The organism is Streptomyces sp. WAC 06738, from assembly GCF_003945505.1.
GTDB lineage: Bacteria > Actinomycetota > Actinomycetes > Streptomycetales > Streptomycetaceae > Streptomyces.
The window spans coordinates 6,685,100-6,711,310 of sequence record NZ_CP029618.1; the positions used below are offsets into that span (position 1 = coordinate 6,685,100).

Genomic DNA, 26,211 nt, shown 5'->3' on the forward strand with positions numbered 1-26,211 from the left:
CGCGGCCCCTACCCTCTGCGTTCGGACCGCCCGCGGCGGCGGCAGCACCCCGCGGCGGCCCGCCGCGGACCGCGGCGCTGTGCGGGCTGTGCGGGCGGGGAAAGCCGGGAACGGTACGGGACGGGGTGCGGGATGGCCGGTACGACGGGCGACGGGGGCCGGGTGCGCACGTACCGCGGCCACCTCGGATCGATGATCTTCCTCGCCCTGCTCTGCGCCGTCTTCGGCGGGCTGTTCGCGTTCTTCGGACTCCTGCTGGTCATCGGCGCCGGCGCGCCGGCCGCCGTCGCGATCCCGTTCTGCGCCGCCGCGCTGGCCCTCTTCCTGCTCGCCTTCTGCGTCGTCCGCGGCGTGACCGTCGTCGGCGACGACGGCCTCACCCTGCGCTGGCTGCGCACCAGGCGGCTTGCCTGGGCCGACCTCGTCGCCGTCGAACTCGAGCACAACGAGCCCGCGTCGGCGCAGCGCAAGCGTCCCGTCATGGGCGTCGTGGTCTACCACCGCGACGGTCGCCGGGTGAGCCTGCCGAACGTCATCGACACCCGGAGCCTGAGCGCCCACCGCGAGGTGGCGGTGATCCGCGAGGTCTGGGAGCGCAACCGCGGCGCGGACCGGACGCCGCGGCCGGAGGTGACCGGGGCCGCGCGGGCCAGGGCCGGCGCTTCCGCACGCGATCAGAACTCCGTGGTCGAGGCGCTGTGGTGGGGCAGGACCGCGGTGCGCGTGCTGGTCTTCGGGATGCTCATCGTCGTCGTGCTCTCGGCGAGGATCGCGGCCGGGACCGGGGTTCGGAGGGCGGCGAACCGCCGCCCTGGTGAGGCGGGACCCGGCGCAGGGGCCGGCGCGGGACGCCGGCCCCTGCGGGTCCGAGGGGGTTCAGCAGAGGTTCAGCAGAGCGGCACGCCCGGGAGCTGCGCGGCCGGATGGTCGATGTAGATGTTGGAGATGAATCCGCGCTGGTCACGCAGGCGGCTCCACCAGTCGTTCGTGTAGCCCTCGGCGTTGACCACGTCGCCCCTCTTCTGGCACTCGACGAAGACGCTCGTCGGACCGGAAAGGGTCGTCACCACCGGGGCGCTGAGACGCGCGTCCGCGCGGACGCGCACGCCGCTGCCCCAGGTGGTGAAGTTGGTGTTGCCGCAGTTGTCGCTGCGCAGGTGGTACTGGCCGTACGAGCCGGGATACGGCAGGGCGGAGCCGTTGATGCGGATGTCCTGGCCGACGCCGTTGAGGAGCTGTTCGTAGTGGATGTGGGCGCCGGAGGAGTTGCCGGTGCTGCCCGTGATGCCGATCTGCTGGCCCTGGCCGACGGAGGCGCCGTCGGCGACGGAGAACGACGCCAGGTGGAAGTAGTACGTCTTCCAGCCGCCGCCGTGGTCGATGACGATGTAGTTGCCTGCGCCGCCCGCCTGGTAGTGCCGGGTGGCGGTGCCCGCGGCGGAGGCGACCGTCGGCGTGCCCGCGGTGGTGCCGCCGTCGGAGCGGATGAAGTCCAGCGCGCGCCGCACCTCGGCGCTGTGGTGGCTGTACGTCCACTGCTGGCCGCAGGGGAACGGCGCCTTGAAGTTCGGCGCCAGCATGGGGCCGGGGTCGGCCTGTGCCGGCGCCGCCGCGGTGAGTCCCAGCAGCGTCAGCAGCGCGGCGAGAACGACCGCCGCGGCCCGCCGCGCCGGCCGCCGCACGGCGGCGGCACCGGCAGCGCGGGCCGGCGCGGGGGCGGGGGAGTGGGGTCTGCGAGGCATCGGAGCGCCTCCTTCGGTGGGGGTGGAGGGAGTGGGGGTGGCGCGTTCAGCACTCGGGGACGCCGGGCAGCCAGGCGTCGGCGACGTCGATGAAGATGTTGGAGATGTAGCCGCCGTAGTCGGGCAGGTAGGCCCAGGCGTCGTTGGTGTGGCCGTCGTACGTGATCTGCTCGCCGCGCTCCTGGCACTCCACGCGCACCTGCGTGGGACCGGGCAGGGTGGTCAGCACCGCGGAGGAGGTGTTCGACGCCTGGCGGACCCGCACGTCGGTGCCCCAGGTGGGGAACCGCTTGCCGGTCTGGTCGCCGGTCCACAGGAACGTCACGTCGACCCAGCCGTTGTCGTTGAGTCCGACGTTGTAGAAGGTGCCGTCGGCGAGGTCGATGCCCGCCGGGTTCGCGACCCGGCGGCCGAACTCGTCGCGCCCGCCGTTGTAGCCGTTCTGGTACGCCGCCTGCGCCTCCGGCATGCCCTGCGGCAGGTCACGCCACGACTCGCGTACCGACGGCGGACTCCAGTAGTCGTCCTTGGTGTTCCACGGCCCCACGTCCCACACCGGCGCCGTCTCGCACCGCGCCGGGCCGCAGACCTGCACCGAGTACTCGGCGCTGCCCTTCGGGGAGAGCCCGCGCCGCGACGGCAGGGCCACGAAGTGGTCGTTGGGCTGGATGACATGGCCGTTGGCGGTCGTGCCGCCCACCAGGCCCTCGCGGGTGGCGAACAGCCGGTAGGTCAGCGGGGCCGCGGCGGCGCGGGCGCGCGGCGCCGCGTCGGTGTCGGCCCGTAGCCGCAGCCCCTGGACCGCCGGCGCGCCGCCGGTGCCGGAGGCGCGCAGCGTCAGCCGGGCCTGGACCTCGGTGACCGCGAACGGCAGCCGGGCCGCCTCCGCCGCCTCCGCGCCCGCCGGCAGCCACTCCGTCCAGCCGCCGTCCGGTGCCCGGCCGCGGACGTCGACCGCGACCCCGGCGTTCGCCGGGACCCGGGCGTCCAGCTCGGCCCGTACCCGGTTGACTGGACGGTCGAGCCGCTCCGGGGCCAGGACCTGGCTGCCCTCGCCGGGGACCGGCCCCAGGGACGCGGGCGCGGCCGCCCGCGAACGCAGCCGCAGATCGCCCTCTACGTACCGGACGTTGACGTCGTCCGCGCCGATGTCCGCGAGGTCCGCCCGCCAGGTGGCGGGCGGCGCGGGGCCGCCGGCCTCCGCCGGGCCGCCGGCCGCCCCGGCATACGCCGGGTGCGCGACGGCGGCCGCGCAGATCACGCCGGTCAGCGCAACCCTGCGCCACCGGCTCCGTGTTGGTGTGCGCCGCATCTGGCTCCTTCCCGTGTTCCGTAGCTGCTCGCGAAGGTGCTGGCCGTGCGGCGACGCATCGTAGGCACCCCGCGACCCCCGTGCCGCACGGGTTTTCCGCCACCGTCGAAAACCCGAGCCCACCGCTGACCGAACGGGAGCGGTCGCGCCGGAGACAGCGCAGGCCGCGGGTGGTTACCCTCGGGTATGGCCGGAAAGCTTCATGTCCACTTCAACGATCGGGACTTCCGCCACGTCCAGCTCGCCCGCACCGCCGACCCGATCTGGGAGGCGATCCTCGGGCTGCACGTCGCGTACACCCCCGCGCCCCGCCTCCCCGCCCGGCTGCGCCCCTGGCACCGCCGCGCCCGCCACCGGCTGCAAGAGCACGACCTGCGCCGCACCTGCCGGTTCGTCAACGGCATCGCACCCGCCGACGCCACCTACTTCCCCGACTTCCTCACCCCCGCGGAATCCGAGGACGGCCTCACCGCCGCCCTGCGCACCCTGCGCGCCACCCCCGCGACCCGCCTCGCCCGCGAAATCCGCCTCGCCGCCCGGTACCGCCCCCTGCCCTCCTGGACCCGCCGCCTCGCCGCCGGCGACCGCACCGTACTCGCCGACCTCGCCGACGCCTTACACCACCTCCACCACCACCTCGTCGCCCCCGACTGGAGCGAAATAGAAGCCACCGTCGCCGCCGACCGCGCCCGCCAGCTCGAAGCCCTCGAAGCCGGCCTCCCCGCCGTCCTCGCCACCCTCGAACCCTTCACCTGGACCGACCCCGTCCTCATCGCCCCCTACCCCGTCGACTCCACCCTCCACCTGCACGGCCGCGGACTCCGCCTCGTCCCCTCCTACTTCTGTCACACCACCCCCATCGCCCTCGCCGACCCCGGACTCCCACCCGTCGTCGTCCACCCCGTACGCCGCCACCCCGCCCCGCCCCCGGCCGACGGCCCCGCCCCCCAGCGCGACACCGCACTCGCCGCACTCCTCGGCACCAGCCGCGCCCGCGTCCTCGCCGCCCTCACCCCCACCACCGTCCCCGCCACCACCGGCGGCATCGCCGCCCGCCTCGGCATGCCCGCCTCCTCCGTCAGCGGCCACCTCACCGTGCTGCGCCGCGCGGGACTCGCGGAAAGCGAACGCGCGGGACCCCACGTCGTCCACCGCCTCACCGCCCGCGGCCGGCACCTCCTCGACGCCTGACCGGCACGACCCGCGCCGCACCCGCGCCCGGCACCATTCGCCGCACGTCCCCCGCAGGTTCACCCACCGCTGGTGTGATACCTGCGCCCCCCACCCCGACCACCCCCACCCCGACCACCAGGGAGGCAGGCGTGAACCTCGTCGTCAACGGCGACGCAGAGACCGGACCCGGAGGCACCCCGGACCCCGTCACCACCGTCCACGGCTGGCGCCTCACCCAAGGCGCCCCCGCCCTCGTCCCCTACGACCTCGGCGGCGGCTACCCCACCCCCGGCGATCCCGGCCCCGCCCACCGCGGCACCCGCTTCTTCACCGGCGGCAACAGTCCCCGTACCGCACTCCTCCAGGACATCGACCTCCCCCGCACAGGCCCCACGGGACACCAGGCCATCGACGCCGGCCGCGTCCACTACACCCTCACCGCCTGGCTCGGCGGCTACGCCGGCCAGCAGGACGGCGCCCGCCTCTCCGCCGAACTCCGCGACACCCGGGGCACCCCCCTCGCCCTCACCGTCCTCGGCCCCGTCACCGCGGAAGAACGCGCCGGCCGCACCGCCCTCCTCGAACGCACCGCCACCGCCCCCGTACCCCCGGGCGCCCGCACCGCCCGCCTCCTCCTCACCCTCACCCGCGCCGGCGGCACCGCCAACGACGGCTACGCCGACGCCCTCAGCCTCACCCTCACCGCCACCCGCCGAGGAGGCCGCCCGTGACCGTCGACCGCCGCACCCTCCTCAAGTCCGCGGCCGCCGCCGGCGCCCTCGGCGCCGCCTGGCCCCTCACCGCGGGACTGAGCCCCGCCCAGGCCCGCGCCGCCGCCGAGAGACTCGGCGCCCGATACGACACCGCACCCTTCACCCTCGGCGTCGCCTCCGGCGACCCCCGGCCCGACTCCGTCCTGCTCTGGACCCGCCTCGCCCCCGAACCCCTCGCCGCCGAACAAGACCTCCCCGACATCGTCGAAGTCCGCTGGACCCTCGCCGAAGACCCCGGACTCCGCCGCGTCGTCGCCCGCGGCACCGCGCCCGCCTCCGCCACCCTCGGCCACAGCGTCCACGTCCCCGTCACCGGCCTCACCCCCGGCCGCACCTACCACTACGCCTTCAGCGCCCTCGGCCGCACCAGCCGCACCGGCCGCACCCGCACCGCCCCCGGCGGCACCGTCGGCCGCGTCCGCTTCGCCGCCGCCAACTGCCAGGCATTCCACGACGGCTACTACGCCGCCCACCGCGGCATCGCCGCCGAGAACGTCGACTTCGTCCTCCACCTCGGCGACTACATCTACGAACACGGCCAAGTCGGCGGCGTACCCGAAGACCACGTCCGCGACCACGACGGACCCGAGATCCTCACCCTCGCCGACTACCGCAAACGCCACGCCCTCTACAAAGGCGACCCCGCACTCCGCGACGCCCACGCCGCCCACCCCTGGTTCCTCACCTGGGACGACCACGAAGTCGTCAACGACTACAGCGGGAGCACCGGCGGCGCCCCCTTCGTACGCCGCCGCGCCGCCGCCTACCAGGCGTGGTACGAACACATGCCGCACCGCGACTCCTTCGGCGACTCCGCCCTCCCCGACCCCGAGATCCACCGCACCCGCGACTGGGGCGGACTCGTCCAGCTCGCCATCCTCGACCTGCGCTCCCACCGCTCCGCGCAGAACCTCCCCGACGGCACCATCCTCGGCACCGACCAGAAGAACTGGCTCAAGCACCACATCGACAACGCCCCCGACACCTGGCACGTCTGGGCCAACTCGATCATGCTCAGCCAGCTCCGCGGCTCACCCGGCGGCCCCTACATGTTCACCGACCAGTGGGACGGCTTCCTCGCCGAACGCAAGGAAGTCCTCCAGCACGTCCACGCCGCCGGACTCGAAGACCTCGTCGTGGTCACCGGCGACTGGCACTCCGCCTTCGTCGACGACATCCGCACCGACTACGACGACCCCGAATCACCGCTCGTCGGCACCGAGTTCACCGCCCACTCCGTCACCTCCGGCGCGTACTCACCGGAGTGGAACCGGACCAACGGACCCGTCATGGGCGCCGCCAACCCGCATCTCAAGTACTTCGAGGGCAACCGCTACGGCTACGACGTCTACGACGTCACCCCCGAACGCTTCAGCGCCCACATGCGCGTCATCGGCGACCGCCGCGACCCGGACTCGCCCGTCACCACGCTCACCACCTTCCACGTCGACCGCGGCACGACCGGCAGTCACGAGGACCAGGCGACGAAGAACTCCCCCGCCCAGTACCGCCGCGACTGACCCGCGCGGGACCGGAACACGCAGGCGGTCGGCACCCGGCCGGACCCCGCACGCCGCCGGCCGCACGGCGTACGGGACCGGGCCGGGTTGCCGCCTGGGGATCCCGCCCGATCGTCCGCCGCGCCCAACACCCAAGTCAATCCTCGTATTTGCTTAAGACGAGCCGAGCGGAACCTTGGAGTCGCACAGGACGTAAAAACCCGGAATCCCGTGTGTCCCTGCGCGGTCACCTGTTCGGCCCATCGATAGACTCGCCCGATGGCCGCACCGGGAGCACGCGGAACCGCAGAGGAGGCACGTTGACCGGACATGACGTCACCGACGAGCAGTGGCAGGGGCTCGCCGAAGTCGTCCCCCTGCGCGGCAACGAATGGCCCTCCTGGACCGGGCACCAAGCCCTCGACGACCCCGAAGTCGACGCCGACCAGCGGCAGTTCGTCGTCATCCGCTGCCAGGTCTTCGCCGACGCCCGGCGCGTCGCCGAATACCTGATAGCGCAAGTCCCCGTCCTGCTCGACCTCACCGGCGCCGAGATCGACGTCGCCAAACGCATCCTCGACTTCGCCAGCGGCGTCACCTTCGGCATCCAGAGCACCATGCACCGCGTCGACCGCAACGTCTTCCTCCTCGCCCCCCTCGGCACGGAAGTCGAACCGGTCGCCGGCCACTGACGGCCCCGCGTCGCACACGGGCCGCCGGCACGGCGTCCTTACCGCGCCCGAACGGGCGGGCCCCCACGGATCCGCGGGGGCTCGCCCGTTCGGGCGAAGGTGCCGCTGCCGGAACGGTTCCGCGGCCGGTGCGCTCAATAGCGTCCGGGAACATGACCTCCCCCACCGGGCACCCTCCCCGCGACCTCCTGCGCGACCCGCCGCGGGACACCGCCCTGCGCACCGCCCACACCGGCCGCCACCCCCATACCGACCGCGCCACCCTCGGCGAACTCCGGCTCTCCGCCTACAAGTCGCACCGCGGCACCCGGCTCGGCCTCGGCCCCGTCACGCTGCTCACCGGCGGCAGCGGCAGCGGCAAGACCGCGGCCCTCGAAGCCTGTGGTGTCCTGGCCAGACTCGGCGCGGGAGCCACCCTGGAGGAGGCGTTCGCCCCGGTGCCGGGGGGCGCCGCCGCCTGCGTACCGCAGCGGGCCCGACCCGACGCCGCAGGACGCCGCGGCGTCCGCCTCGGCTGCACCGTCCGCGGCCCCCTCGGCGACGTACGACTCGACGTCGCCGTACAGGCGGAACCCGAACTCCGCATCGTCGGCGAACGCCTCACCGGCGCCGGCCACACCCTGCTCGCCACCGCACTCCGCGACCCCCGCCGCGACCGCGTCCAGGCCACCTGGCACACCGCGGGCCCCGCCCCCGTCACCCGCGCCCCGCTCCCCGACGACCGGCTCGGCACCGCCCTCTTACCGCTCCGCATCGGCGGCCGCACGGACGGCGAACAACTCGTGCTCGCCGCCGCGGAACAAGCCGTCCTCGCCCTCCGCTCCGTCTACCCCTGCGACCCGCACCCCGCCCTGATGCGCGCCGCCACGGCCGTGCCCATCGGCGGCGAACAACTCACCCCCGACAGCCGCAACCTCCCCGCCGTCCTGCGCCGCGTACGCGACGAGTGCGGCCTGCGGCACGCGGCCCTCGTGGACGCCGTGCGCGGCGGCTGCGGGGGCCCGGTCCACGACCTGACGACGGAGGAGTACGGGGACGGGCTGGTCCGCGCCGTCCTGCTGCGCGAACCGGGCCGGCGCAGCACCCCGGTCGAGACCCTGGGCGACGGCGAGTTGCGCTATCTCGCCCTGGCGCTGGTCCTGCTCACCGGACCCGGGGTGCTGGCGGTGGACCCGGCCTCGGAGGTGCTGCCGGCCCGCCAGGTGCTGACGGTCCTGGCCGACGGGCTCGACCGGGGCATGGACGCCCGCCAGGCGGGCGAACTCGTGGCGCTGTCCGGACGGATGGGCGAGCGCGGCCACATCCGGATGCTGGGCTCGGTCGGCGACCCGTCGCTGGCGGAAGCGGAGTGCGCCACGGCGGTGCCGCTGCCGCAGCGGCGGCAGGAACGGACGAGGGAGGCGTAGGGACCAGCGCGGGAGAAGGCCCGGGAGAAGGCGGGACAGAGGGGGCCGGTGATCACGGGGCTGCTACGCCTCTGTGGTCACCGGAGGCCCGTTCCTGGGAACTCCGGCAGTGCACGGTGTCGGGGCGGGACGCCGGCCCGCGGTGAACGCGGCCGGCGGGACGCCCATGAAGTGGCGGAACTCGGCCGTCATGCGGGACTGGTCGTAGTAACCCGCCGTCGCGGCGATCTCCGACCACTGCCCGGCACCCGCCGCGAGCACGGTGCGCAGGCGGTCGATGCGGGCGAAGTGCTTGGGGGACAAGCCGGTGCCGTCGGTGAAGAGGGTGCGCAGGCGGCGCTCACTCATGTGCAACCGTGCCGCGGTCGTGGCGACGGTGGCGCCGGCCAGGAGACGTGCCGCCTCGCCGAGCCGCCCGGGTGGCTCCGGGCGGTCCGCCACCGCCTGTGCGAGAGCGGCGACCGGGTCGGCGGCGAGCCGGCCGGCGTCCAGGCCCGGCAGTTCGCGGAGCGGCAGGGCCCGGTCGGCGAGATCGCGCAGCGGACGGCCGAGCAGCGCCCGGGCGCGACCCGGCCGCAGACGAACCCGTACGCATGCATGGCCGGACCCGCCGAGGTGGTAGGCGGCCCGGGTTCTGGGACCCATGACGATCAGCTCGTGGATGTCGGTGCGCAGGACGAGCGTGGTGGCGTGGTCGGGTACGTCGACGTCAACCGCCGCCGGGCCGGACGCTGTAGCGATATCGATTCCGGCCACCCAGCGCAGCAGGCCGGGCGGCACGACGAGAGCACCCACGCGCTCCACGATAGTGCCGGAACTTCCTATAAGGCGGCGTGAGAGCTCTGCCATCGTCGGCGCATGATCCTGGTCACCGGTGCCACCGGCACCATCGGAAGTCATGTCGTCCGCCTGCTCACCGAGCGGGGCGTACCGTTCCGGGCGATGTCCCGCCGCGAGCTGCCCGGCGGGGTGCGGGCGGATTTCGACGACCCGGCGTCGCTGGCGCGCGCCGTGGCCGACGTCGATGCCGTCTTCCTCGTCACCGTGCCCCCCGTACCGACCGCGGACCACGACGTCGCGCTGGTCACCGCCGCGCGGGCGGCGGGCGTCCGTAAGATCGTCAAGCTCTCCGCCATCGGCAGCGGCGAGCGGTTCGACGGGGCGACTGTCGGCGCCTGGCACCTCGCCGGGGAGAAGGCGATCGAGGCGAGCGGGCTCGCGTGGACGATGCTCCGGCCGCCGAGCTTCGCCTCGAACTTCTTGTGGTACCGCACGGCGATCCAGGCCGGGGAGCCGGTCCCGAACCTCACCGGCGACTCCCGCCAGGCCGTCGTCGACCCGGGGGACGTGGCCGCGGTGGCGGTCGCCGCCCTGACCGGCGACGCACACGACGGACAGCGGTATGACGTGACCGGGCCGGAGTTGCTGACGTTCGCGGACCAGGCGGCCATCCTGGAGCGCGTACTGGAACGGCCGGTCGGGACCATCGACGCGCACGTCTCCGACGGGTTGCCCGCGGAGGTGGTCACCGGGATCGGCTGGGCACGTGCCGGCGGTGCGGCGTACGCCACCGACCACGTGCCGCGGATACTCGGGCGACCGGCGAGGACGTTCGAGCAGTGGGCGCGCGACCACCGGGAGGCGTTCGCGGCGGCGCCGTGACGCGCTCACCCCGTCCGGCGTCGGCCGGTCGGCGAAATTGCGTTGCGGGGCGGGCGGGGGTGTGCCCGATCATGGGGAGCCGCCGATTCCGGCGAGGCGCCCCCACGAACGACGCGAAACGGAGTGCACATGCCCCTCCAGGGCCGGACCGCACTGGTCACCGGCGTGAGCCGCGAGCAGGGGATCGGGTTCGCCATCGCCCGCCGGCTGCTGGCCGACGGCACGCGCGTCTTCGCGCACGGCTGGACGCCGCACGACGACGAGATGCCCTGGGGCGCCGACCGCGGCGGGACCGCGGCCGTCACCGCCGCTCTCGGCGGCGAGGGCGACCGGCTCGCCTACGCCCACGCCGACCTCGCGGAACCCGACGCCCCCGCCGCGCTGCTGGCCGCGGCGGGGGAGCGGTACGGGATGGTGGACACCCTGGTCGTCAACCACGCCCGCAGCTCCACGTACGACCTCGACGGGCTGACGGCCGCAGAACTGGACCTGTGCTGGGCGGTGAACGTCCGGGCCACGCTGCTGCTGGTGCAGGCGTACGCGGCGCAGTACGACGCGGCGGCGGGGAAGGAGCGGGGCGGCGGCCGGGTCGTGCTCTTCACCTCCGGCCAGCATCTGGCACCGATGAGCCAGGAGATCCCGTACGCCGCCACGAAGGGGGCGCTCCAGCAGTTGACGCTGACGCTCTCGGACGCCCTCGTCGACCGCGGCATCACCGTGAACTGCGTCAACCCCGGTCCCACGGACACCGGTTGGGCGACGGAGGAACTGGCCGCCCAGGTGGGCCGGGCGCTGCCCCGCGGCACGTGGAACACACCGGACGAGGCGGCGGCCGTGGTGGCGCTCCTCGTGGGCGGCGACGCGGCGACGATCACGGGCAACACGGTCGACGCGGAGTCCGGCTTCCGGCGCTGGGTGCACTAAGGCGTGGTCGCCGCGGCGCCGCCGTCCCTCACGTCGAGACGTCGACCTCCACGTCGAACTTGAGCGTGGGCGGCTGCCCCTGGCCGAGGCCCCGGTACGTCACCTTGCCGGTGGGCGTGTACCCGCGCGCCCACGCCTCGTCGATGACGAGCTGACGCTCCTTCGGGAACGGCTCGCCGCGCCTGACGCGTGCGTCGAAGCGCCGGGCGCGGTCACGGTCGGCGTCGAGTTCGACGCGCAGCAGCGTCATGGGTCACCGCTCCCAGGATCGTGTGGACGCCGGCGGCGAAGAGTTCTTCGTCGGGCCACCGGTCGTCCAGGTGGCCGTGCTCGTTGAGCGTCGGGTACAGGTCGGTGCGGGCGGCCAGGTGGGCTTGCGCCTCGGCGCGGACGGCCGGGTCCCGCCCCCGCTGCCAGGTTGCTTCCACCAGGGCCGCGCCGATCGCGTAGTTCGCGAGCAGATGAGTCGCCAGGGCGAGGGCCCGGCCCGTCAGGCCGCCGCGGACGAGCGCGGACTGGAGGAACTCGGTGCGCGCGAGGACGTTCGGGCCGAGCATCGGCCTGCCGACGAGGGCGGGTGACCACGGGTGCCGCAGCATCGCCGCGTGCCAGCCCACCACCAGACGTTCGACGTCCAGGGTCCACTCCGGGCCGGGTTCCGGGAGGGGCACCTGCGCGAAGATGTGGTCGAAGGCCAGATCCAGGACGTCCTCCCTGGACGCCACGTGCCAGTACAGCGCGGTTGCGCTCACCTCGAGGCGCTGAGCCAGGCCGCGCATCGTCAGCCGGTCGGCGCCGCCCTCGTCCAGCAGCGCCACGGCCGCGTCGGCGATGCGCGCCTGCGAGAGCGGAGAGGCCCGGCCGGGGCGGTCCGGACCCTTCCGCAGCCAGACACCCCTGCCGGCCGCGGTGCTGCGGCTGCCCCCGCGCTCGGAACCGTCGGACTCCACGCAACCCCTCCATGCCGTCCGGAACAAGGTAAAGTTGACTGTACGTCGTTAAGTTAAGCCCGGGCAAGAGAGCGTCGGCGGGCGCCGCCACCGGCGGCCCGGGTGGTAGACAGGGGCGCATGACCGACGACGTGCAGGCACTGCAGAAGCGGCTCGTGGCGTTCGCCGCGGCGCGGGACTGGGAGCAGTACCACACCCCCAAGAACCTGGCCGCGGCGCTGAGCGTGGAGGCCGCGGAGCTGGTGGAGATCTTCCAGTGGCTGACGCCCGAGGAGTCCGCGCGAATCATGGCGGATCCGGACGCGGCGCACCGGGTGGCGGACGAGGTCGCGGACGTGCTGTCGTACCTGCTGCAGTTCTGCTCGGCGGTGGGGGTGGACCCGCTGGCGGCGCTGGCGGCGAAGATCGAGCGCAACGAGGAGCGGTTCCCGGCGCCGCAGGATCCGGAGCCGGGGGAGGGGCGTTGAGACCCGCGTCGTCGTTCGCGGAGGCGGTCGGGCGCGCCGCGGCAGGCGGCCCGCCGCTGGTCCTGGACGGGGGCCTGTCGAACCAGCTCGAAGCGCAGGGCTGCGACCTTCGGGACGCGCTGTGGTCGGCCCGGGTGCTCGCGGAGGACCCGGCGCAGATCGAGGCCGCGCACGCCGCGTACGTACGGGCCGGGGCGGACGTGCTGCTGACGGCGAGCTACCAGGCGACGTTCGAGGGCTTCGCGCGCCGGGGCGTCGGCCCGGCGGAGGCGGCCGGGCTGCTGGCGGGCAGCGTGGCGCTGGCCCGGCGGGTGGCGGACGAGGCGCCCCGGCCGGTGTGGGTGGCGGCGTCGGTGGGGCCGTACGGGGCGATGCTGGCGGACGGTTCGGAGTACCACGGCCGGTACGGGGACGGAGTGGGCCTCGCGGAGCTGGAGCGCTTCCACCGGCCCCGGCTGGAGGTGCTGGCGGCGGCCGAGCCGGACGTGCTGGCGCTGGAGACGGTCCCGGGCGTGACGGAGGCGACGGCGCTGCTGCGGGCGGCGGCGGGTCTGGGCGTACCGGTGTGGCTGACGTACACGGTCGCGGGCGGGGCGACCCGGGCGGGCGAGCCGCTGGCGGACGCCTTCGCGCTCGCGGCGGACGACGAGGCGGTGGCGGCGGTGGGGGTCAATTGCTGCGCGCCGGAGGACGTCACGTACGCGGTGGAGACGGCGGCGCGCGTCACGGGGAAGCCGGTGCTGGCGTACCCCAACAGCGGCGAGACCTGGAACGCGGAGACGCATGCCTGGCGCGGCCCCGGCTCGTTCGACGCCCAGGCCGCGGCCGGCTGGCGGCGCGCGGGGGCCGCCGCCGTGGGCGGCTGCTGCCGCGTCGGCCCGCAGGCGATCGCCGCCCTGGCGGCGGAACTGCACGGGAGCGGCACCCCCGGCTGAGCACTGCCCCTGTGGGTGAGCACCGCTCCGCGCGGTGAGCGGCCGACGCCTCGGTGAGCACCGCTCCCGACCGCGAGCACCGCTCCGCGCCGAGAGCACCGACCGCCGCCGGAGAGCGCCGCTCTCGCGTGCGGCCGCCGCTCTCCTGCGAGAGCACCGACCCGTACCAAGAGCACCGCTCTCGCGTGAGCACCGCTCTCGCGCCCCCGCCCCACCCGAAACCCGATGGCCCGCGCCCCACCCCGCACGAAATACTCGCTCACGTGTTCCTGACCATCACCGCGACCGGCACCGACGCCGCGCCCGCCACCGACCTCGGCTTCCTCCTGCACAAGCACCCCGGCAAGGCGCAGGAGTTCGCCACCTCGCGCGGCACGGCCCACGTCTTCTACCCCGAGGCGACCCCCGCCCGCTGCACCGCCGCGCTCCTCCTCGAAGTGGACCCCGTCGGCCTCGTGCGCGCCGCGAAGGGCAAGGGCAGGGGCGGCAAGGGGAAGAGCCCCGACTCCGCCCTCGCGCAGTACGTCAACGACCGGCCGTACGCCGCGTCCTCCCTCCTCGCCGTCGCGCTCGGCCGCGTCTTCCGCACGGCCATGACCGGCACCAGCCGCACCCACCCCGAGCGCGCCGCCCAGCCCCTCCCGCTGCGCATCGAGGTCCCCGCGGTCCCCGCCCGCGGCGGCCCCGAGCTGGTCGCCCGGCTCTTCGCGCCCATGGGCTGGCGGGTCACCGCCGACGCCGTGCCGCTGGACCCCGCGTTCCCCGAGTGGGGCGACTCGCGGTACGTGTCCCTCGTCCTCGACGGCGAGGTGCGGCTCGCCGACGCGCTGCGCCACCTGTACGTCCTGCTGCCGGTGCTGGACGACGCCAAGCACTACGGCGTCGCCCCCGACGAGGTCGACAAGCTGCTGCGCGCCGGCGAGGGCTGGCTGGAGGACCACCCCGAGCAGCGCCTCATCACCGGCCGGTACCTCTCCCGCCGCTGGTCGCTGGCGCGCGAGGCGCTGGAGCGGCTGGAGCTGGCCCGCCTCGCCGAGTCCGACGACGCCGAGCCCGAGGAGCTGGACAACGCCGTGGACGAGGCGACCGACACCGAGGAGAAGCCGGTGCCGCTCGCGGTGCAGCGCCGCGCGGCCATCGCCGAGGCGCTGCGCGCCGCGGGCGCGGCCCGGGTGCTCGACCTCGGCTGCGGCCAGGGCCAGTTGGTCAAGGAGCTGCTGAACGACCCGCGGTTCACCGAGATCGTCGGCGTCGACGTGTCCGTACGCGCCCTCGCCGCCGCCGCCCGCCGGCTGCGGCTGGAGCGGATGGGCGAGCGGCAGGCCGCGCGCGTGTCGCTGCTGCAGAGCGCGCTCACGTACACCGACCGCAGGCTCGCGGGCTACGACGCCGCCGTGCTGAGCGAGGTCGTGGAGCACGTCGACCCGCCGCGGCTGCCCGCCCTGGAGTACGCCGTCTTCGGCTCCGCCCGCCCCGCGACGGTGGTCGTGACGACGCCCAACTCCGAGTACAACGTGCGCTGGGAGTCGCTGCCCGCGGGCCACGTCCGGCACGCGGACCACCGCTTCGAGTGGACCCGGGCGGAGTTCCGCGCCTGGGCCGAACCGGTCGCGGCCAGGTTCGGCTACGCGGTGGCGTACGAGGGCGTGGGCCAGGACGACCCGGAGGTCGGCCACCCGACCCAGCTCGCGGTCTTCACCAGGACCGCCGCCCGCAGCGGAGCCGAAACGGCCACCGGCACCGAAACGGCCACCGGCACCACCACCGGGACGACCGGCCCCGGCCACACCCCGAAGGAGGCGTCATGAGCGACACCACCCCGGCATCCGGCACCGCCGCCCGCCGCCTCGGCGTCCCCGACCTCTGTCTCGTCGTCCTCATCGGCACCACGGGATCCGGCAAGTCCACCTTCGCCCGCCGGCACTTCAAGCCGACCGAGGTCCTCTCCTCCGACTTCTGCCGCGGCCTCGTCGCCGACGACGAGAACGACCAGTCCGCCTCCGGCGACGCCTTCGACGTCCTCCACTACATCGCAGGCAAGCGCCTCGCCGCGGGCCGGCTCACCGTCGTCGACGCCACCAGCGTCCAGCCCGAGGCCCGCCGTCAGCTCGTCCGGCTCGCCCGCGAGCACGACGTGCTGCCCGTCGCGATCGTCCTCGACGTCCCCGAGAGCGTCTGCCGCGAGCGCAACGCCGCCCGCCCCGACCGCGCCGGCATGGGCGCCCACGTCATCCCGCGGCAGCGCCGCGAGCTGCGCCGCGGTCTGCGCGGGCTCCAGCGCGAGGGCTTCCGCGCCGTGCACCACCTGCGCGGCACGGACGAGATCGACGCCGCCCAGGTCGTGCTGGAGCGCCGCTACAACGATCTGGCCCACCTCACGGGACCGTTCGACCTCATCGGCGACGTGCACGGCTGCGCGCGCGAGCTGGAGACGCTGCTGACGAGCCTCGGGTACGAGGACGGGGTGCACCCCGCGGGCCGTACGGCGGTCTTCGTCGGCGACCTCGTCGACCGCGGCCCGGACAGCCCCGGTGTGCTGCGCCGCGTCATGGGCATGGTCGCCGCGGGCAGCGCGCTGTGCGTGCCCGGCAACCACGAGAACAAGCTGGGCCGCCTCCTGCACGGCCGCAACGTCAAGCTGACGCACGGCCTCGCCGAGACCGTCGAGCAGTTGGAGCGCGCGGAGGAGGCGGAGCCCGGGTTCCGCGAGCGGGTACGGACGTTCGTCGACGGGCTCGTCAGCCACTACGTCCTCGACGGCGGCCGGCTCGTCGTCAGCCACGCCGGCCTGCCGGAGAAGTACCACGGCCGCACCTCCGGCCGGGTGCGCTCCTTCGCGCTGTACGGGGACACGACGGGCGAGACCGACGAGTACGGGCTGCCGGTGCGCTACCCGTGGGCCGAGGAGTACCGCGGCCGCGCCGCCGTCGTCTACGGCCACACCCCGACGCCGGAGGCGTCGTGGATCAACAACACCCTCTGCCTCGACACCGGCTGCGTCTTCGGCGGCAAGCTGACCGCGCTGCGCTGGCCGGAGCGCGAGCTGGTCGACGTCCCGGCCGAGCGCGTCTGGTACGAGCCGGTCAAGCCCCTCGCGGCCGGCGCCGCCGGTACGGACTCCGCACCGGGTACGGCGGGCGACCGCCCGCTGGACCTCGCCGACGTGCAGGGCCGCCGCGTCGTGGAGACCGGCCAGCACGGCCGCGTCGCCGTACGGGAGGAGAACGCGGCGGCGGCTCTGGAGGTCATGAGCCGCTTCGCGGTCGACCCGCGGCTGCTGCTCTACCTGCCGCCGACGATGGCGCCGACCGCCACCTCCGCCGAGGAGGGGCATCTGGAGCACCCGGCGGAGGCGTTCGCGGCGTACCGCGCGGACGGCGTGGCGCGGGTGGTGTGCGAGGAGAAGCACATGGGCTCGCGCGCCGTGGCGCTGGTGTGCCGGGACGCGGGCGTGGCGGAGAAGCGCTTCGGCCTGCCGCCGGGCGCGGGCGTGACGGGCGCGCTGCACACGCGCACGGGCCGCCCGTTCTTCCCGGACGCCGAGCGCACCGAGCAGGTGCTCGCCCGGGTCCGCGACGCCGCGACGGCGGCCGAGCTCTGGGAGGAGCTGGGGACGGACTGGCTGCTGCTCGACGCCGAGCTGCTGCCGTGGTCGCTGAAGGCGGGCGGGCTGCTGCGGCAGCAGTACGCCGCGGTGGGCGCGGCGTCGCGGGCGGTCTTCCCGGGTGCGCTGGCGGCGCTGGAGGCGACGCGCACGCGCCTGGCGGCCACCGCGCCCGCGGTACCGCCGGTCGCGGGCACCGACCCGGAAGGCGCCACCGACGCGGGCACCGGCACCGACCCCGCCACCGCGCTCGCCGCCCTCCTCGACCGCCAGCGCGAGCGGGCCGCCGACGCCGAGTCGTTCTCGGCCGCGTACCGTCGCTACTGCTGGCCGGTCGACGGCCTCGACGGCGTGCGCCTGGCCCCGTTCCAGCTCCTCGCCACCGAGGGCCGGAGCCTGGCGGGCGAGCCGCACGACGTGCAGCTCGCCCTCCTCGACCGGCTGGTGGCGCAGGACGCCACCGGCCTGCTCCAGCGCACCGGGCGGCTGTACGTCGACACCGGCGACGACGCGTCGGTGGCCGCGGGCGTGGCCTGGTGGCAGGAGATGACGGCGGCCGGCGGCGAGGGCATGGTCGTCAAGCCGCTCCAGGCGCTCGTACGGAGCGGGGAGGGCCGGCTCGTCCAGCCCGGCGTCAAGTGCCGCGGCCGGGAGTACCTGCGGATCATCTACGGCCCGGAGTACACCCGGCCGGAGAACCTGACCCGGCTGCGCAGCCGCTACCTGGGGCACAAGCGCTCCCTGGCGCTGCGCGAGTACGCGCTCGGCCTCGAAGCGCTGGACCGGCTGGCGGCGGGGGAGCCGCTGTGGCGGGTGCACGAGGCGGTGTTCGCGGTGCTGGCGCTGGAGTCGGAGCCGGTGGACCCGCGGCTGTGAGACGGGCGGGCCCGCGCACCACCACCGCGGGCCCGCCACACCCTGCCCTCCCGCGCCGCTGCCGTCACTGATCCCGAACCGCTGCCCCGCGTCGCCCCGCGTGGCAGTCTGATCCCATGCCAGCGCCCTCATTCCGCGTCGACTCCGAGGCCGGTCGCCTGCGCCGCGTGATACTCCACCGGCCGGACATGGAGCTGAAGCGGCTCACGCCCCGCAACAAGGACGCCCTCCTCTTCGACGACGTGCTCTGGGTCCGCCGGGCCCGCGAGGAGCACGACGGCTTCGCGGACGTGCTGCGCGACCGCGGTGTGCAGGTCCACCTCTTCGGCGACCTGCTCGCCGAGAGCCTGGACCTGCCCGAGGCGCGGGCGCTGGTCCTCGACCGGGTCTTCGACGAGAAGGAGTACGGGCCGCTCGCCACGGAGAAGCTCCGGGCCACCTTCGAGTCCCTGGACTCCGCGGCGCTGGTGGAGGCGCTGGTCGGCGGGATGACGAAGCGCGAGTACCTGGGCGGGTTCGCCGAGCCGGCGTCGGTGCGCTTCCACGTGATGGACCCGGACGACTTCCTCCTCGGCCCGCTGCCGAACCACCTGTTCACCCGGGACACCTCCTGCTGGGTCTACGACGGGGTGTCGATCAACGCGATGCGCTGGCCGGCGCGGCAGCGCGAGACGGTCCACTTCGAGGCGATCTACAAGCACCACCCGCTCTTCGCGGGGCCGGAGTCGGGCGAGTTCCACGTCTGGTCCGGCGGCCAGGAGGACTACCCGTCGACCATCGAGGGCGGCGACGTACTGGTCCTCGGCAACGGCGCCGTGCTCATCGGGATGAGCGAGCGCACCACGCCGCAGGCGGTGGAGCTGCTGGCGCGCGGGCTCTTCGCGGCGGGCTCCGCGCGGACGATCGTGGCGCTTGACATGCCGAAGGCGCGGGCGTTCATGCACCTCGACACGGTGATGACGATGATCGACGGCGATACGTTCACGCAGTACGCGGGTCTGGGCATGCTGCGCTCGTACACCATCGAGCCCGGCTCGGGCAGCGACGATCTGAAGGTCACCGACCATCCGCCGGAGCACATGCACAACGCCATCGCCGCCGCGCTGGGCCTGGACGGGATCCGGGTGCTGACGGCGACGCAGGACGTGCACGCCGCGGAGCGGGAGCAGTGGGACGACGGCTGCAACGTGCTGGCGGTGGAGCCGGGCGTGGTGGTGGCGTACGAGCGGAACTCGACGACGAACACGTTCCTGCGCAAGCAGGGCATCGAGGTGATCGAGATCCGCGGCAGCGAACTGGGCCGGGGCCGGGGCGGCCCGCGGTGCATGAGCTGCCCCGTCGAGCGCGACCCGGTCTAGGCACCGGTGGTGCCGGCTCAGATCTGGTTGGTGCCTCCGTCGACGTAGAGGTTCGCGCCGACGACATAGCTGCTCTGCTCCGAGGCGAGGAAGGCCACGACCGCGGCGGCCTCCTCGGGGCGGCCCATGCGCCCCTTGGCCACGGTCGCGGCGACGTTCTCCTTCACGGCCCGCGCAGTCTCCTCGTCGCCGAAGGCGGCGGTGCCCCCGGGGGTCTCGATCCATGCGGGCGAGACCACGTTGACCCGGATCCCGCGGTCCTTCAGCTCGTTGGACCACGTCCGCGCGAAGGACCGGACCGCCGCCTTCGACGCCGCGTACGCGCCGAACGCCTCCATGCCCCGGTCGCCCGCGGTCGAGCCGACCAGGACGACCGAGGCCCCGTCGTTGAGCAGCGGCAGCGCCTTGCGCACGGTGAAGAGCGTGCCCCGGACGTTGACCGCGAAGGTCTGGTCGAAGTGCTCCTCGGTGGTCTGCTCCAGCGTCACGAAGGTGCCGATCGCCGCGTTCGCCACGAGCACGTCCAGGCCCTCGCCCCGGGCCCGGACCGCGTCGAAGAGCCGGTCCAGGTCGGCCATCGCGGCGATGTCGCCGGCCACCCCGGTGGCCCGGTCCGCTCCGATGGTCTTGACCGCGGCCTCCAGCTCCGCCTCGCGCCGCCCGGTGACGAACACGTACGCACCCTCGTCCGCCAGCCGTACGGCGGTGGCCAGACCGATACCGGTGCTGCCCCCGGTGACGACCGCGGTCTTGCCCTCGAGCTGTCCCATGTGGGTGTCTCCCTCAGTCTCTCGTTGCCGATCCGTTCGAGATCGAGGGTGCGGGAGCGGGTCGGCACGATCAATGATGTGGAGTCCACACTTCTTTACGTATCGTCCACGAGGTGGTCAGCCCGCGAGCTGCTTCTTCAGGGCCTCGGCGTCGTGGACGTTGGACATCTGCACGAACTTCCCGTCACGGATCCGGTACAGGGCGAACTCGTCGATCTCGATCCGGGCGCCGGTGGGAGCCACCCCGAGCCACTCCTTGGCGGGGGTGCCGTGGTTGACGGAGTGGCAGGCCAGGGTCTCACCGTGGATTGCCACCTCCTTGATCTCCCAGTACATGTCGGGAACCGCGTCGGTGATGCTCTTCAGTGCCGCGACGACGTCCGCGCGAGTGGCCGGCCGGCCGTGCGAGAGGATGGACTCGGCGACGAACTCGTCCATGCGGTCGAACTCATGCGCGTTGAGCGCTTCGCAGTAGCGGTCGTAGAACTCGCGAATGTCGAAGTCGGACATCGACTGCCTTCCTCGCCCGGTGTCCGGGCTGTACTCGTGTGCTCACGTTCCCCCCGCGACATCGATACTGCGGGAAGAGCGGAGTACGATCCATGATGGAGAGTCCGGACTTCTTTACGTATCGTCCAGGAGGAGGTGCCCGGTGCTCGGCTTCCGTGATCCCGTGGCCGACGCGATCGGCCTGCTCCGGCCCCGCACGGTGATCGGGCCCAGCCTGAGGGCCACGGGCGAGTGGGCGTTGCGCTTCGACCCGTTCCTGCACGTGCGCATCGGCGGTCTCGTGCGCGGCACCTGCCGGCTCATCCTCGAAGGGCGCGAGCCGGTGCTCCTGCGGGAGGGCGACACCTTCATGCTGGGCAACCCGCCGCCCTACGTGCTCGCCTCCTCGCCCGACGCGAGCCCGCGCCCCGCGGAGCCGGTGCTGGCGGGGGCGGCGGACGGGTTCGTGCGGATCGGCCCGGAGGCCGAGGACGACCTCTACCTCTGCATCGGGCACATCGCGTTCGACGAGCGGAACGCGGGCCTCCTCACCGACCTCCTGCCGCCGCTCGTGATCGTCCGCGTGGCCGATCCCCACGGCGGGCGGCTCGCGCAACTGATCGATCTCCTGGCCACCGAGGTCGGCGTCACCGCCGCCGGCGGCCCGCTGGTGCAGAACCACCTCGCGCAGATCCTGCTCGTGCACATGCTGCGCGCCCACGCCGGGCAGACGGACCGGCCCACCGGCTGGCTGGGGGCGCTCAACGACGACGGCATCGGCGCCGCGCTGCGCGCCGTGCACGCCGACGTGGCCCACTCCTGGAGCCTCAAGGAGCTGGCGGAGATCAGCCACATGTCGCGTTCCGCGTTCGCGCGGGCCTTCAAGAGCCACGTCGGGGTCCCGCCCCTGGAGTACCTGATCCAGTGGCGCATGAGCCTCGCCCGCGACGCCCTCGCCCGGGACACGCTGTCGATCTCCGAGCTGGCGCGGGCCACGGGCTACCTCTCCGAGAGCGCGTTCAGCACCGCGTTCCGCCGCGTGGTCGGCTCGTCGCCCGCACAGTTCCGGAGCCGGGCGCGGCAGCCGCCGCAGTCGACCGCGAACGGAAGCTGACGGAAGCTGACGGAGGCGTCCTGTGCACCACTGGCGGCGAGGCGGGTAGGCGTCATCGGCGCGACGGTGGTGACGGGACCCGGCCCACCGGGCGGTCTGTATAGTGATGCGTTCGCACGCATAGAATCTCAGGAGCGCGGAACCATGGCGATAGACCTCACCGGCCGGACCTTCGTCAAGGAGCTGGACTACACCGCCGAGGAGCTGCACCACCTCCTGGCGCTGGCCGCCGAGCTGAAGGCGGCGAAGCGGGCGGGCACCGAGCGGCGGCGGCTGGCCGGGAAGAACGTCGCGCTGGTCTTCGAGAAGACCTCGACGCGCACCCGCGCCGCGTTCGAGGTCGCGGCGGCGGACCAGGGCGCGTCGACCACGTACATGGACCCCGCCGGCTCGCAGCTCGGGCACAAGGAGTCGGTGAAGGACACCGCCCGGGTGCTGGGGCGGATGTACGACGCCATCCAGTACCGCGGCGCCGCCCAGTCGGCCGTCGAGGAACTGGCCGCGTACGCGGGCGTGCCCGTCTACAACGGCCTGACCGACGAGTGGCACCCCACGCAGATGCTCGCCGACGTGCTCACCATGTCCGAGCACCGCCCGGGCCCCGTCGGGGAGATCGCGTACGCCTACCTCGGTGACGCCCGCTTCAACATGGGCAACTCCTACCTCGTCACCGCCGCCCTGCTCGGCATGGACGTGCGCATCGTCGCGCCCCGGGCGTACTGGCCCGCCGACGCCGTCGTCGCCGGGGCCCGCCGGCTCGCCGCCGCCTCCGGCGCGCGGATCACCCTCACCGCCGACGTCGCCGAGGGTGTGGCCGGGGCCGACTTCGTCGCCACCGACGTGTGGGTCTCGATGGGGGAGCCGCAGGAGGTGTGGGACGAGCGGATCGCCGCGCTGCGCCCGTACGCGGTGACGACGGACGTGCTGCGCGCCACCGGCAACCCGGACGTGAAGTTCCTGCACTGCCTGCCCGCCTTCCACGACCTCGGCACGGCCGTCGGCCGGGAGATCCACGCGCGGCACGGGCTGACGTCGCTGGAGGTCACCGACGAGGTCTTCGAGTCGGCGCACTCCGTCGTCTTCGACGAGGCGGAGAACCGGATGCACACCATCAAGGCGCTCATGGTCGCCACCCTGGGCTGACGCCCCGCCCCCGGCCGCCCGGCAGCCCGCTCCCCGGGGCCGTGCGGCGGAGCGCGTGCGCCCCGGTCCCGTATCGCGTGGTCGTGACGACAGTCACGTACGGGTGATAACTTCGGCTTACCGCCACCGCCCGCCACCGTCTGCAGACAGGGGCCGCGCACGATGAGCCCGTTCACCGGATCCGCCGGCCGCACCGCGCAGTGGGAGCACCTGCGGGTCACAGAAGACGACGGCGTCGTCACCGTCACGCTCGACCGCCCGGAGAAGCTCAACGCGCTGACCTTCGAGGCGTACGCGGACCTCCGCGACCTCATCGCCGAGCTGGCCCGCACCGGCGGCACCCGCGCGCTCGTCCTCGCCGGCGCGGGCCGGGGCTTCTGCTCCGGCGGCGACGTCGACGAGATCATCGGCGCCACCCTGGCCATGGACACCGGCCGGCTGCTGGACTTCAACCGCATGACGGGGCAGGTCGTACGGGCCCTGCGCGAGGCCCCGTTCCCGGTGGTCGCCGCCGTGCACGGGGTCGCCGCGGGCGCCGGCGCCGTCCTCGCGCTCGCCGCCGACTTCCGCGTCGCCGACCACTCCGCGCGCTTCGCGTTCCTCTTCACCCGCGTCGGCCTCTCCGGCGGCGACATGGGCGCCGCCTACCTGCTGCCCCGCGTCGTCGGCCTCGGCCACGCCACCCGGCTGCTGATGCTCGGCGACGCCGTGCGCGCCGCCGAGGCCGAACGCATCGGCCTCCTCAGCGAACTCGCCGACGAGGGCCGCGCCGACGAGGCGGCCCAGGCGCTGGCCCGCCGCCTCGCCGCCGGGCCCACCCTCGCGTACGCGCAGACCAAGGCGCTGCTCACCGCCGAGCTGGACATGCCGCTGGCCGCCGCCGTCGAGATGGACGCGGCCACCCAGGCGCTGCTGATGAAGAGCGCCGACTACGCCGAGTTCCACGCCGCGTTCACCGCCAAGCGGCCGCCCGCCTGGCAGGGGCGCTGAGCGCCGTGCGGGCCGCGGTCATCGGCGGCGGGCCCGGCGGGCTCTACGCCGCGGCGCTCCTCAAGCGGCTCGACCCCGCCCGTACGGTCACCGTCTACGAGCGCAACGCCCCGGACAGCACGTACGGCTTCGGCGTCGTGCTCTCCGACGAGACCCTCGGCGGCATCGAGCACGCCGACCCCGTCGTCTACGCCGCGCTGCAGCGGGAGTTCGTGCGCTGGGACGACATCGACATCGTCCACCGCGGCACCGTGCAGCGCTCCGGCGGCCACGGCTTCGCGGCCCTCGGCCGCCGCCGGCTGCTCGCGGTGCTCCAGCAGCGCTGCCGCGACCTCGGCGTCGACCTGCGGTTCCGCACCGAGGCGCCGCCCGCCGCCGAACTCGCCCGCGGCCACGACCTCGTCGTCGGTGCCGACGGCGTCAACAGCGCCACCCGCGAGGCGCACGCCGGCGTCTTCCGCCCGCGGATCGCCGAACACCGCTGCCGGTACGTGTGGCTGTCCGCGCCGTTCGCGTTCGACGCCTTCCGCTTCGAGATCGTCGAGACCGACGCGGGCGTCATGCAGTTGCACGGCTACCCGTACGCGATATCGGCCGCGTCGGCTGGGTCGTCGGGGGAGGCGGCCTCCACCGTCATCGTCGAGATGCGCGAGGAGGTCTGGCGCCGCGCCGGGCTCGACGCCTGCGGCGAGGAGGAGACGGCCAAGCGCTGCGCCGCGTACTTCGCCGACGCGCTCGGCGGCCGGCCGCTGACGGGCAACCGCTCGCAGTGGACGGCGTTCCGCACGGTCGTCAACGACCGCTGGTGGCACCGGCCTTCGCCCGGCGGCGGCGCCGTCGTCCTCCTCGGCGACGCCGCCCACACCGCGCACTTCTCCGTCGGCTCCGGCACCAAACTCGCCGTCGAGGACGCCCTCGCGCTCGCCGCGTGCGTCGGGGAGCAGCCGGACGTGCCGGCCGCGCTCGCCGCGTACGAGGCCGAGCGCAAGCCCGTCGTCGCCTCCACCCAGCGCGCCGCGCACGCCAGCCGCGAGTGGTTCGAGGACCTGGCGCGCCACCTCGGCCGCCCGCCGCGGCAGTTCGCGTTCGACCTGCTCACCCGCAGCCGCCGCATCACCCACGACAACCTGCGGCTGCGCGACCCCGGCTTCGTCGCCGCCGTGGAGCGCGAGGCGGGGGTGCCGGAGGGCACGCCGCCGATGTTCACGCCGTACACCCTCGGCGGCCTCACCCTGCGCAACCGCGTCGTGTGCTCGCCGATGGACATGTACGTCGCCGAGGACGGCCTGCCCGGCGACTTCCACCTCGTCCACCTCGGCGCCCGAGCGCTGGGCGGCGCGGGTCTGGTGATGACCGAGATGGTCTGCGTCAGCCCCAGCGGCCGCATCACCCCCGGCTGCACCGGCCTCTGGTCGGACGAGCAGGAGGCCGGCTGGCGCCGCGTCGTCGACTTCGTACGCGGCCACGCGCCCGGCGCCGCCCTCGGCATCCAGCTCGGCCACTCCGGCCGCAAGGGCTCCACGAAGCTGATGTGGGAGGGCATCGACGAGCCGCTGCCCGAGGGCAACTGGCCCGTCGTCGCCCCCTCCCCGCTGCCGTACCGCGCGGGCCTGAACCAGACGCCGCGCGCGCTGGACCGCGCCGGAATGGACGCGATCCGCGAGGAGTTCGCCGCCGCCGCGCGCCGCGCCGCCCGCGCCGGGTTCGACCTGCTGGAGCTGCACTGCGCGCACGGCTACCTGCTGTCCGGCTTCCTCTCCCCGCTCACCAACCGCCGCACCGACGCCTACGGCGGCGACCTCGACGCCCGGCTGCGCTACCCGCTGGAGGTCTTCGACGCCGTACGGGCCGCGTGGCCGGCCGACCGCCCCGTGACCGTGCGGATCTCCGCCACCGACTGGGCCGAGGGCGGCACCACCGCGGCCGACGCGGTCGCCGTCGCCCGCGCGTTCGCCGCCCACGGCGCGGCGGCGATCGACGTCTCCACCGGCCAGGTCGTCGCCGACGAGCAGCCGGCGTTCGGCCGCTCGTACCAGACGCCGTACGCCGACCGGATCCGCGCGGAGACCGGGATCCCGGTGATCGCGGTCGGGGCGATCTCCTCGTGGGACGACGTGAACTCGCTGATCCTCGCCGGCCGCGCCGACCTGTGCGCCCTGGGCCGCCCCCACCTCTACGACCCGCACTGGACGCTGCACGCCGCCGCCGAGCAGGGCTACACGGGACCGGGCGCGCCGTGGCCCGCCCCGTACCGCGCGGGCAGCCGCAGGCCGCCGACCGGGCGCACGGACGGGCCGAAGCCGCGGCTGACACTGGACGGCGGCTGAGCGCG

Annotated in this window: 24 protein-coding genes; 17 read left to right on the forward strand and 7 right to left on the reverse strand. The window is 74.4% G+C overall.

The features are described 5' to 3' along the window. The first annotated feature begins 132 nt into the window (after nucleotides 1-132). Nucleotides 133-936 (forward strand): PH domain-containing protein, encoded by an 804-nt coding sequence (locus tag DMB38_RS29215; RefSeq protein ID WP_240662524.1) that lies wholly within the window; start codon nucleotides 133-135, stop codon nucleotides 934-936. Here DMB38_RS29215 and DMB38_RS29220 read toward each other — a convergent pair. After that, the gene (locus DMB38_RS29220) at nucleotides 888-1,742 is read right to left on the reverse strand and encodes a peptidoglycan DD-metalloendopeptidase family protein (protein WP_125937654.1); all 855 of its coding nucleotides are present in this window, start codon (nucleotides 1,740-1,742) and stop codon (nucleotides 888-890) included. The genes DMB38_RS29215 and DMB38_RS29220 overlap by 49 nt on opposite strands. 46 nt (nucleotides 1,743-1,788) lie before the next feature. Then, nucleotides 1,789-3,054, reverse strand: a complete 1,266-nt coding sequence (locus DMB38_RS29225) for an SH3 domain-containing protein (RefSeq protein WP_125937655.1) — start codon at nucleotides 3,052-3,054, stop codon at nucleotides 1,789-1,791. A gap of 186 nt (nucleotides 3,055-3,240) precedes the next feature. On the opposite strand from DMB38_RS29225, the gene DMB38_RS29230 reads away from it, so the two are divergent. From DMB38_RS29230 to DMB38_RS29250, 5 genes are all read left to right on the forward strand, one after another. Continuing rightward, nucleotides 3,241-4,245 (forward strand): winged helix-turn-helix domain-containing protein, encoded by a 1,005-nt coding sequence (locus DMB38_RS29230; protein WP_125937656.1) that lies wholly within the window; start codon nucleotides 3,241-3,243, stop codon nucleotides 4,243-4,245. A gap of 131 nt (nucleotides 4,246-4,376) precedes the next feature. Then, complete coding sequence (locus DMB38_RS29235; RefSeq protein ID WP_125937657.1) at nucleotides 4,377-4,958, forward strand: phosphoesterase; 582 nt, start codon at nucleotides 4,377-4,379, stop codon at nucleotides 4,956-4,958. Further along, nucleotides 4,955-6,520: an alkaline phosphatase D family protein gene (locus tag DMB38_RS29240; protein ID WP_125937658.1), complete on the forward strand. Its 1,566-nt coding sequence runs from the start codon at nucleotides 4,955-4,957 to the stop codon at nucleotides 6,518-6,520. Before DMB38_RS29235 ends, DMB38_RS29240 begins: the two co-directional genes overlap by 4 nt. 299 nt (nucleotides 6,521-6,819) lie before the next feature. Then, complete coding sequence (locus DMB38_RS29245; RefSeq protein WP_047018612.1) at nucleotides 6,820-7,191, forward strand: cell division protein SepF; 372 nt, start codon at nucleotides 6,820-6,822, stop codon at nucleotides 7,189-7,191. 152 nt (nucleotides 7,192-7,343) lie between these two features. Continuing rightward, on the forward strand, nucleotides 7,344-8,597 hold the full coding sequence (locus DMB38_RS29250; RefSeq protein ID WP_240662525.1) for an ATP-binding protein: 1,254 nt from the start codon (nucleotides 7,344-7,346) through the stop codon (nucleotides 8,595-8,597). A 63-nt stretch (nucleotides 8,598-8,660) separates the two neighbouring features. Here DMB38_RS29250 and DMB38_RS29255 read toward each other — a convergent pair whose 3' ends face one another. Next, nucleotides 8,661-9,392, reverse strand: a complete 732-nt coding sequence (locus DMB38_RS29255; RefSeq protein WP_240662526.1) for an AraC family transcriptional regulator — start codon at nucleotides 9,390-9,392, stop codon at nucleotides 8,661-8,663. Between the two features lie 63 nt (nucleotides 9,393-9,455). Between DMB38_RS29255 and DMB38_RS29260 the strand changes: the two genes are divergently transcribed. Both DMB38_RS29260 and DMB38_RS29265 read left to right on the forward strand, forming a co-directional pair. Further along, a complete protein-coding gene (locus DMB38_RS29260; protein WP_125937660.1) occupies nucleotides 9,456-10,259 on the forward strand; it encodes an NAD(P)H-binding protein in 804 nt (267 codons plus the stop codon). Nucleotides 10,260-10,388: 129 nt separating this feature from the next. After that, nucleotides 10,389-11,183 (forward strand): SDR family oxidoreductase, encoded by a 795-nt coding sequence (locus DMB38_RS29265; RefSeq protein ID WP_125937661.1) that lies wholly within the window; start codon nucleotides 10,389-10,391, stop codon nucleotides 11,181-11,183. Nucleotides 11,184-11,211: 28 nt separating this feature from the next. On the opposite strand, the gene DMB38_RS29270 is transcribed toward DMB38_RS29265, so the two are convergent. Together DMB38_RS29270 and DMB38_RS29275 are read right to left on the reverse strand one after the other, a co-directional pair. Beyond that, nucleotides 11,212-11,433: a hypothetical protein gene (locus tag DMB38_RS29270; protein WP_125937662.1), complete on the reverse strand. Its 222-nt coding sequence runs from the start codon at nucleotides 11,431-11,433 to the stop codon at nucleotides 11,212-11,214. Continuing rightward, complete coding sequence (locus DMB38_RS29275; protein WP_206337762.1) at nucleotides 11,396-12,133, reverse strand: TetR family transcriptional regulator; 738 nt, start codon at nucleotides 12,131-12,133, stop codon at nucleotides 11,396-11,398. Before DMB38_RS29275 ends, DMB38_RS29270 begins: the two co-directional genes overlap by 38 nt. A gap of 119 nt (nucleotides 12,134-12,252) precedes the next feature. Here DMB38_RS29275 and DMB38_RS29280 point away from each other — a divergent pair, with 119 nt between their 5' ends. From DMB38_RS29280 to DMB38_RS29300, 5 genes are all read left to right on the forward strand, one after another. After that, entirely contained in the window at nucleotides 12,253-12,600 is a 348-nt protein-coding gene (locus DMB38_RS29280; protein ID WP_125937663.1) for a nucleotide pyrophosphohydrolase, read from the forward strand. Continuing rightward, nucleotides 12,597-13,535, forward strand: a complete 939-nt coding sequence (gene mmuM, locus DMB38_RS29285; RefSeq protein WP_125937664.1) for a homocysteine S-methyltransferase — start codon at nucleotides 12,597-12,599, stop codon at nucleotides 13,533-13,535. Before DMB38_RS29280 ends, mmuM begins: the two co-directional genes overlap by 4 nt. A 263-nt stretch (nucleotides 13,536-13,798) precedes the next feature. After that, entirely contained in the window at nucleotides 13,799-15,343 is a 1,545-nt protein-coding gene (locus DMB38_RS29290; RefSeq protein WP_125937665.1) for a 3' terminal RNA ribose 2'-O-methyltransferase Hen1, read from the forward strand. Further along, nucleotides 15,340-18,015 carry a polynucleotide kinase-phosphatase gene (locus DMB38_RS29295; RefSeq protein WP_125937666.1) on the forward strand — a complete coding sequence of 892 codons (2,676 nt, stop codon included), beginning with the start codon at nucleotides 15,340-15,342 and terminating at the stop codon, nucleotides 18,013-18,015. Before DMB38_RS29290 ends, DMB38_RS29295 begins: the two co-directional genes overlap by 4 nt. Before the next feature lie 116 nt (nucleotides 18,016-18,131). Next, a complete protein-coding gene (locus DMB38_RS29300) occupies nucleotides 18,132-19,373 on the forward strand; it encodes an arginine deiminase (protein WP_125937667.1) in 1,242 nt (413 codons plus the stop codon). Between the two features lie 17 nt (nucleotides 19,374-19,390). Here the strand turns inward: DMB38_RS29300 and DMB38_RS29305 are convergent, their stop codons facing one another. Continuing rightward, the gene (locus DMB38_RS29305; protein WP_125937668.1) at nucleotides 19,391-20,143 is read right to left on the reverse strand and encodes an SDR family oxidoreductase; all 753 of its coding nucleotides are present in this window, start codon (nucleotides 20,141-20,143) and stop codon (nucleotides 19,391-19,393) included. Nucleotides 20,144-20,260: 117 nt separating this feature from the next. Next, nucleotides 20,261-20,653, reverse strand: coding sequence for an ester cyclase (locus DMB38_RS29310; RefSeq protein ID WP_125937669.1), 393 nt, complete (start codon nucleotides 20,651-20,653; stop codon nucleotides 20,261-20,263). Nucleotides 20,654-20,795: 142 nt separating this feature from the next. Between DMB38_RS29310 and DMB38_RS29315 the strand changes: the two genes are divergently transcribed. The 4 genes from DMB38_RS29315 to DMB38_RS29330 all read left to right on the forward strand — a co-directional run bounded on the left by DMB38_RS29315 (nucleotide 20,796) and on the right by DMB38_RS29330 (nucleotide 26,206). Then, the gene (locus DMB38_RS29315) at nucleotides 20,796-21,746 is read left to right on the forward strand and encodes an AraC family transcriptional regulator (RefSeq protein WP_125937670.1); all 951 of its coding nucleotides are present in this window, start codon (nucleotides 20,796-20,798) and stop codon (nucleotides 21,744-21,746) included. 144 nt (nucleotides 21,747-21,890) lie between these two features. After that, nucleotides 21,891-22,889 carry an ornithine carbamoyltransferase gene (gene argF, locus DMB38_RS29320; RefSeq protein WP_125937671.1) on the forward strand — a complete coding sequence of 333 codons (999 nt, stop codon included), beginning with the start codon at nucleotides 21,891-21,893 and terminating at the stop codon, nucleotides 22,887-22,889. 162 nt (nucleotides 22,890-23,051) lie between these two features. Then, nucleotides 23,052-23,879: an enoyl-CoA hydratase family protein gene (locus DMB38_RS29325; RefSeq protein ID WP_125937672.1), complete on the forward strand. Its 828-nt coding sequence runs from the start codon at nucleotides 23,052-23,054 to the stop codon at nucleotides 23,877-23,879. 5 nt (nucleotides 23,880-23,884) lie between these two features. Further along, a complete protein-coding gene (locus DMB38_RS29330) occupies nucleotides 23,885-26,206 on the forward strand; it encodes a bifunctional salicylyl-CoA 5-hydroxylase/oxidoreductase (protein ID WP_125937673.1) in 2,322 nt (773 codons plus the stop codon). The last annotated feature ends 5 nt before the right edge of the window (nucleotides 26,207-26,211 follow it).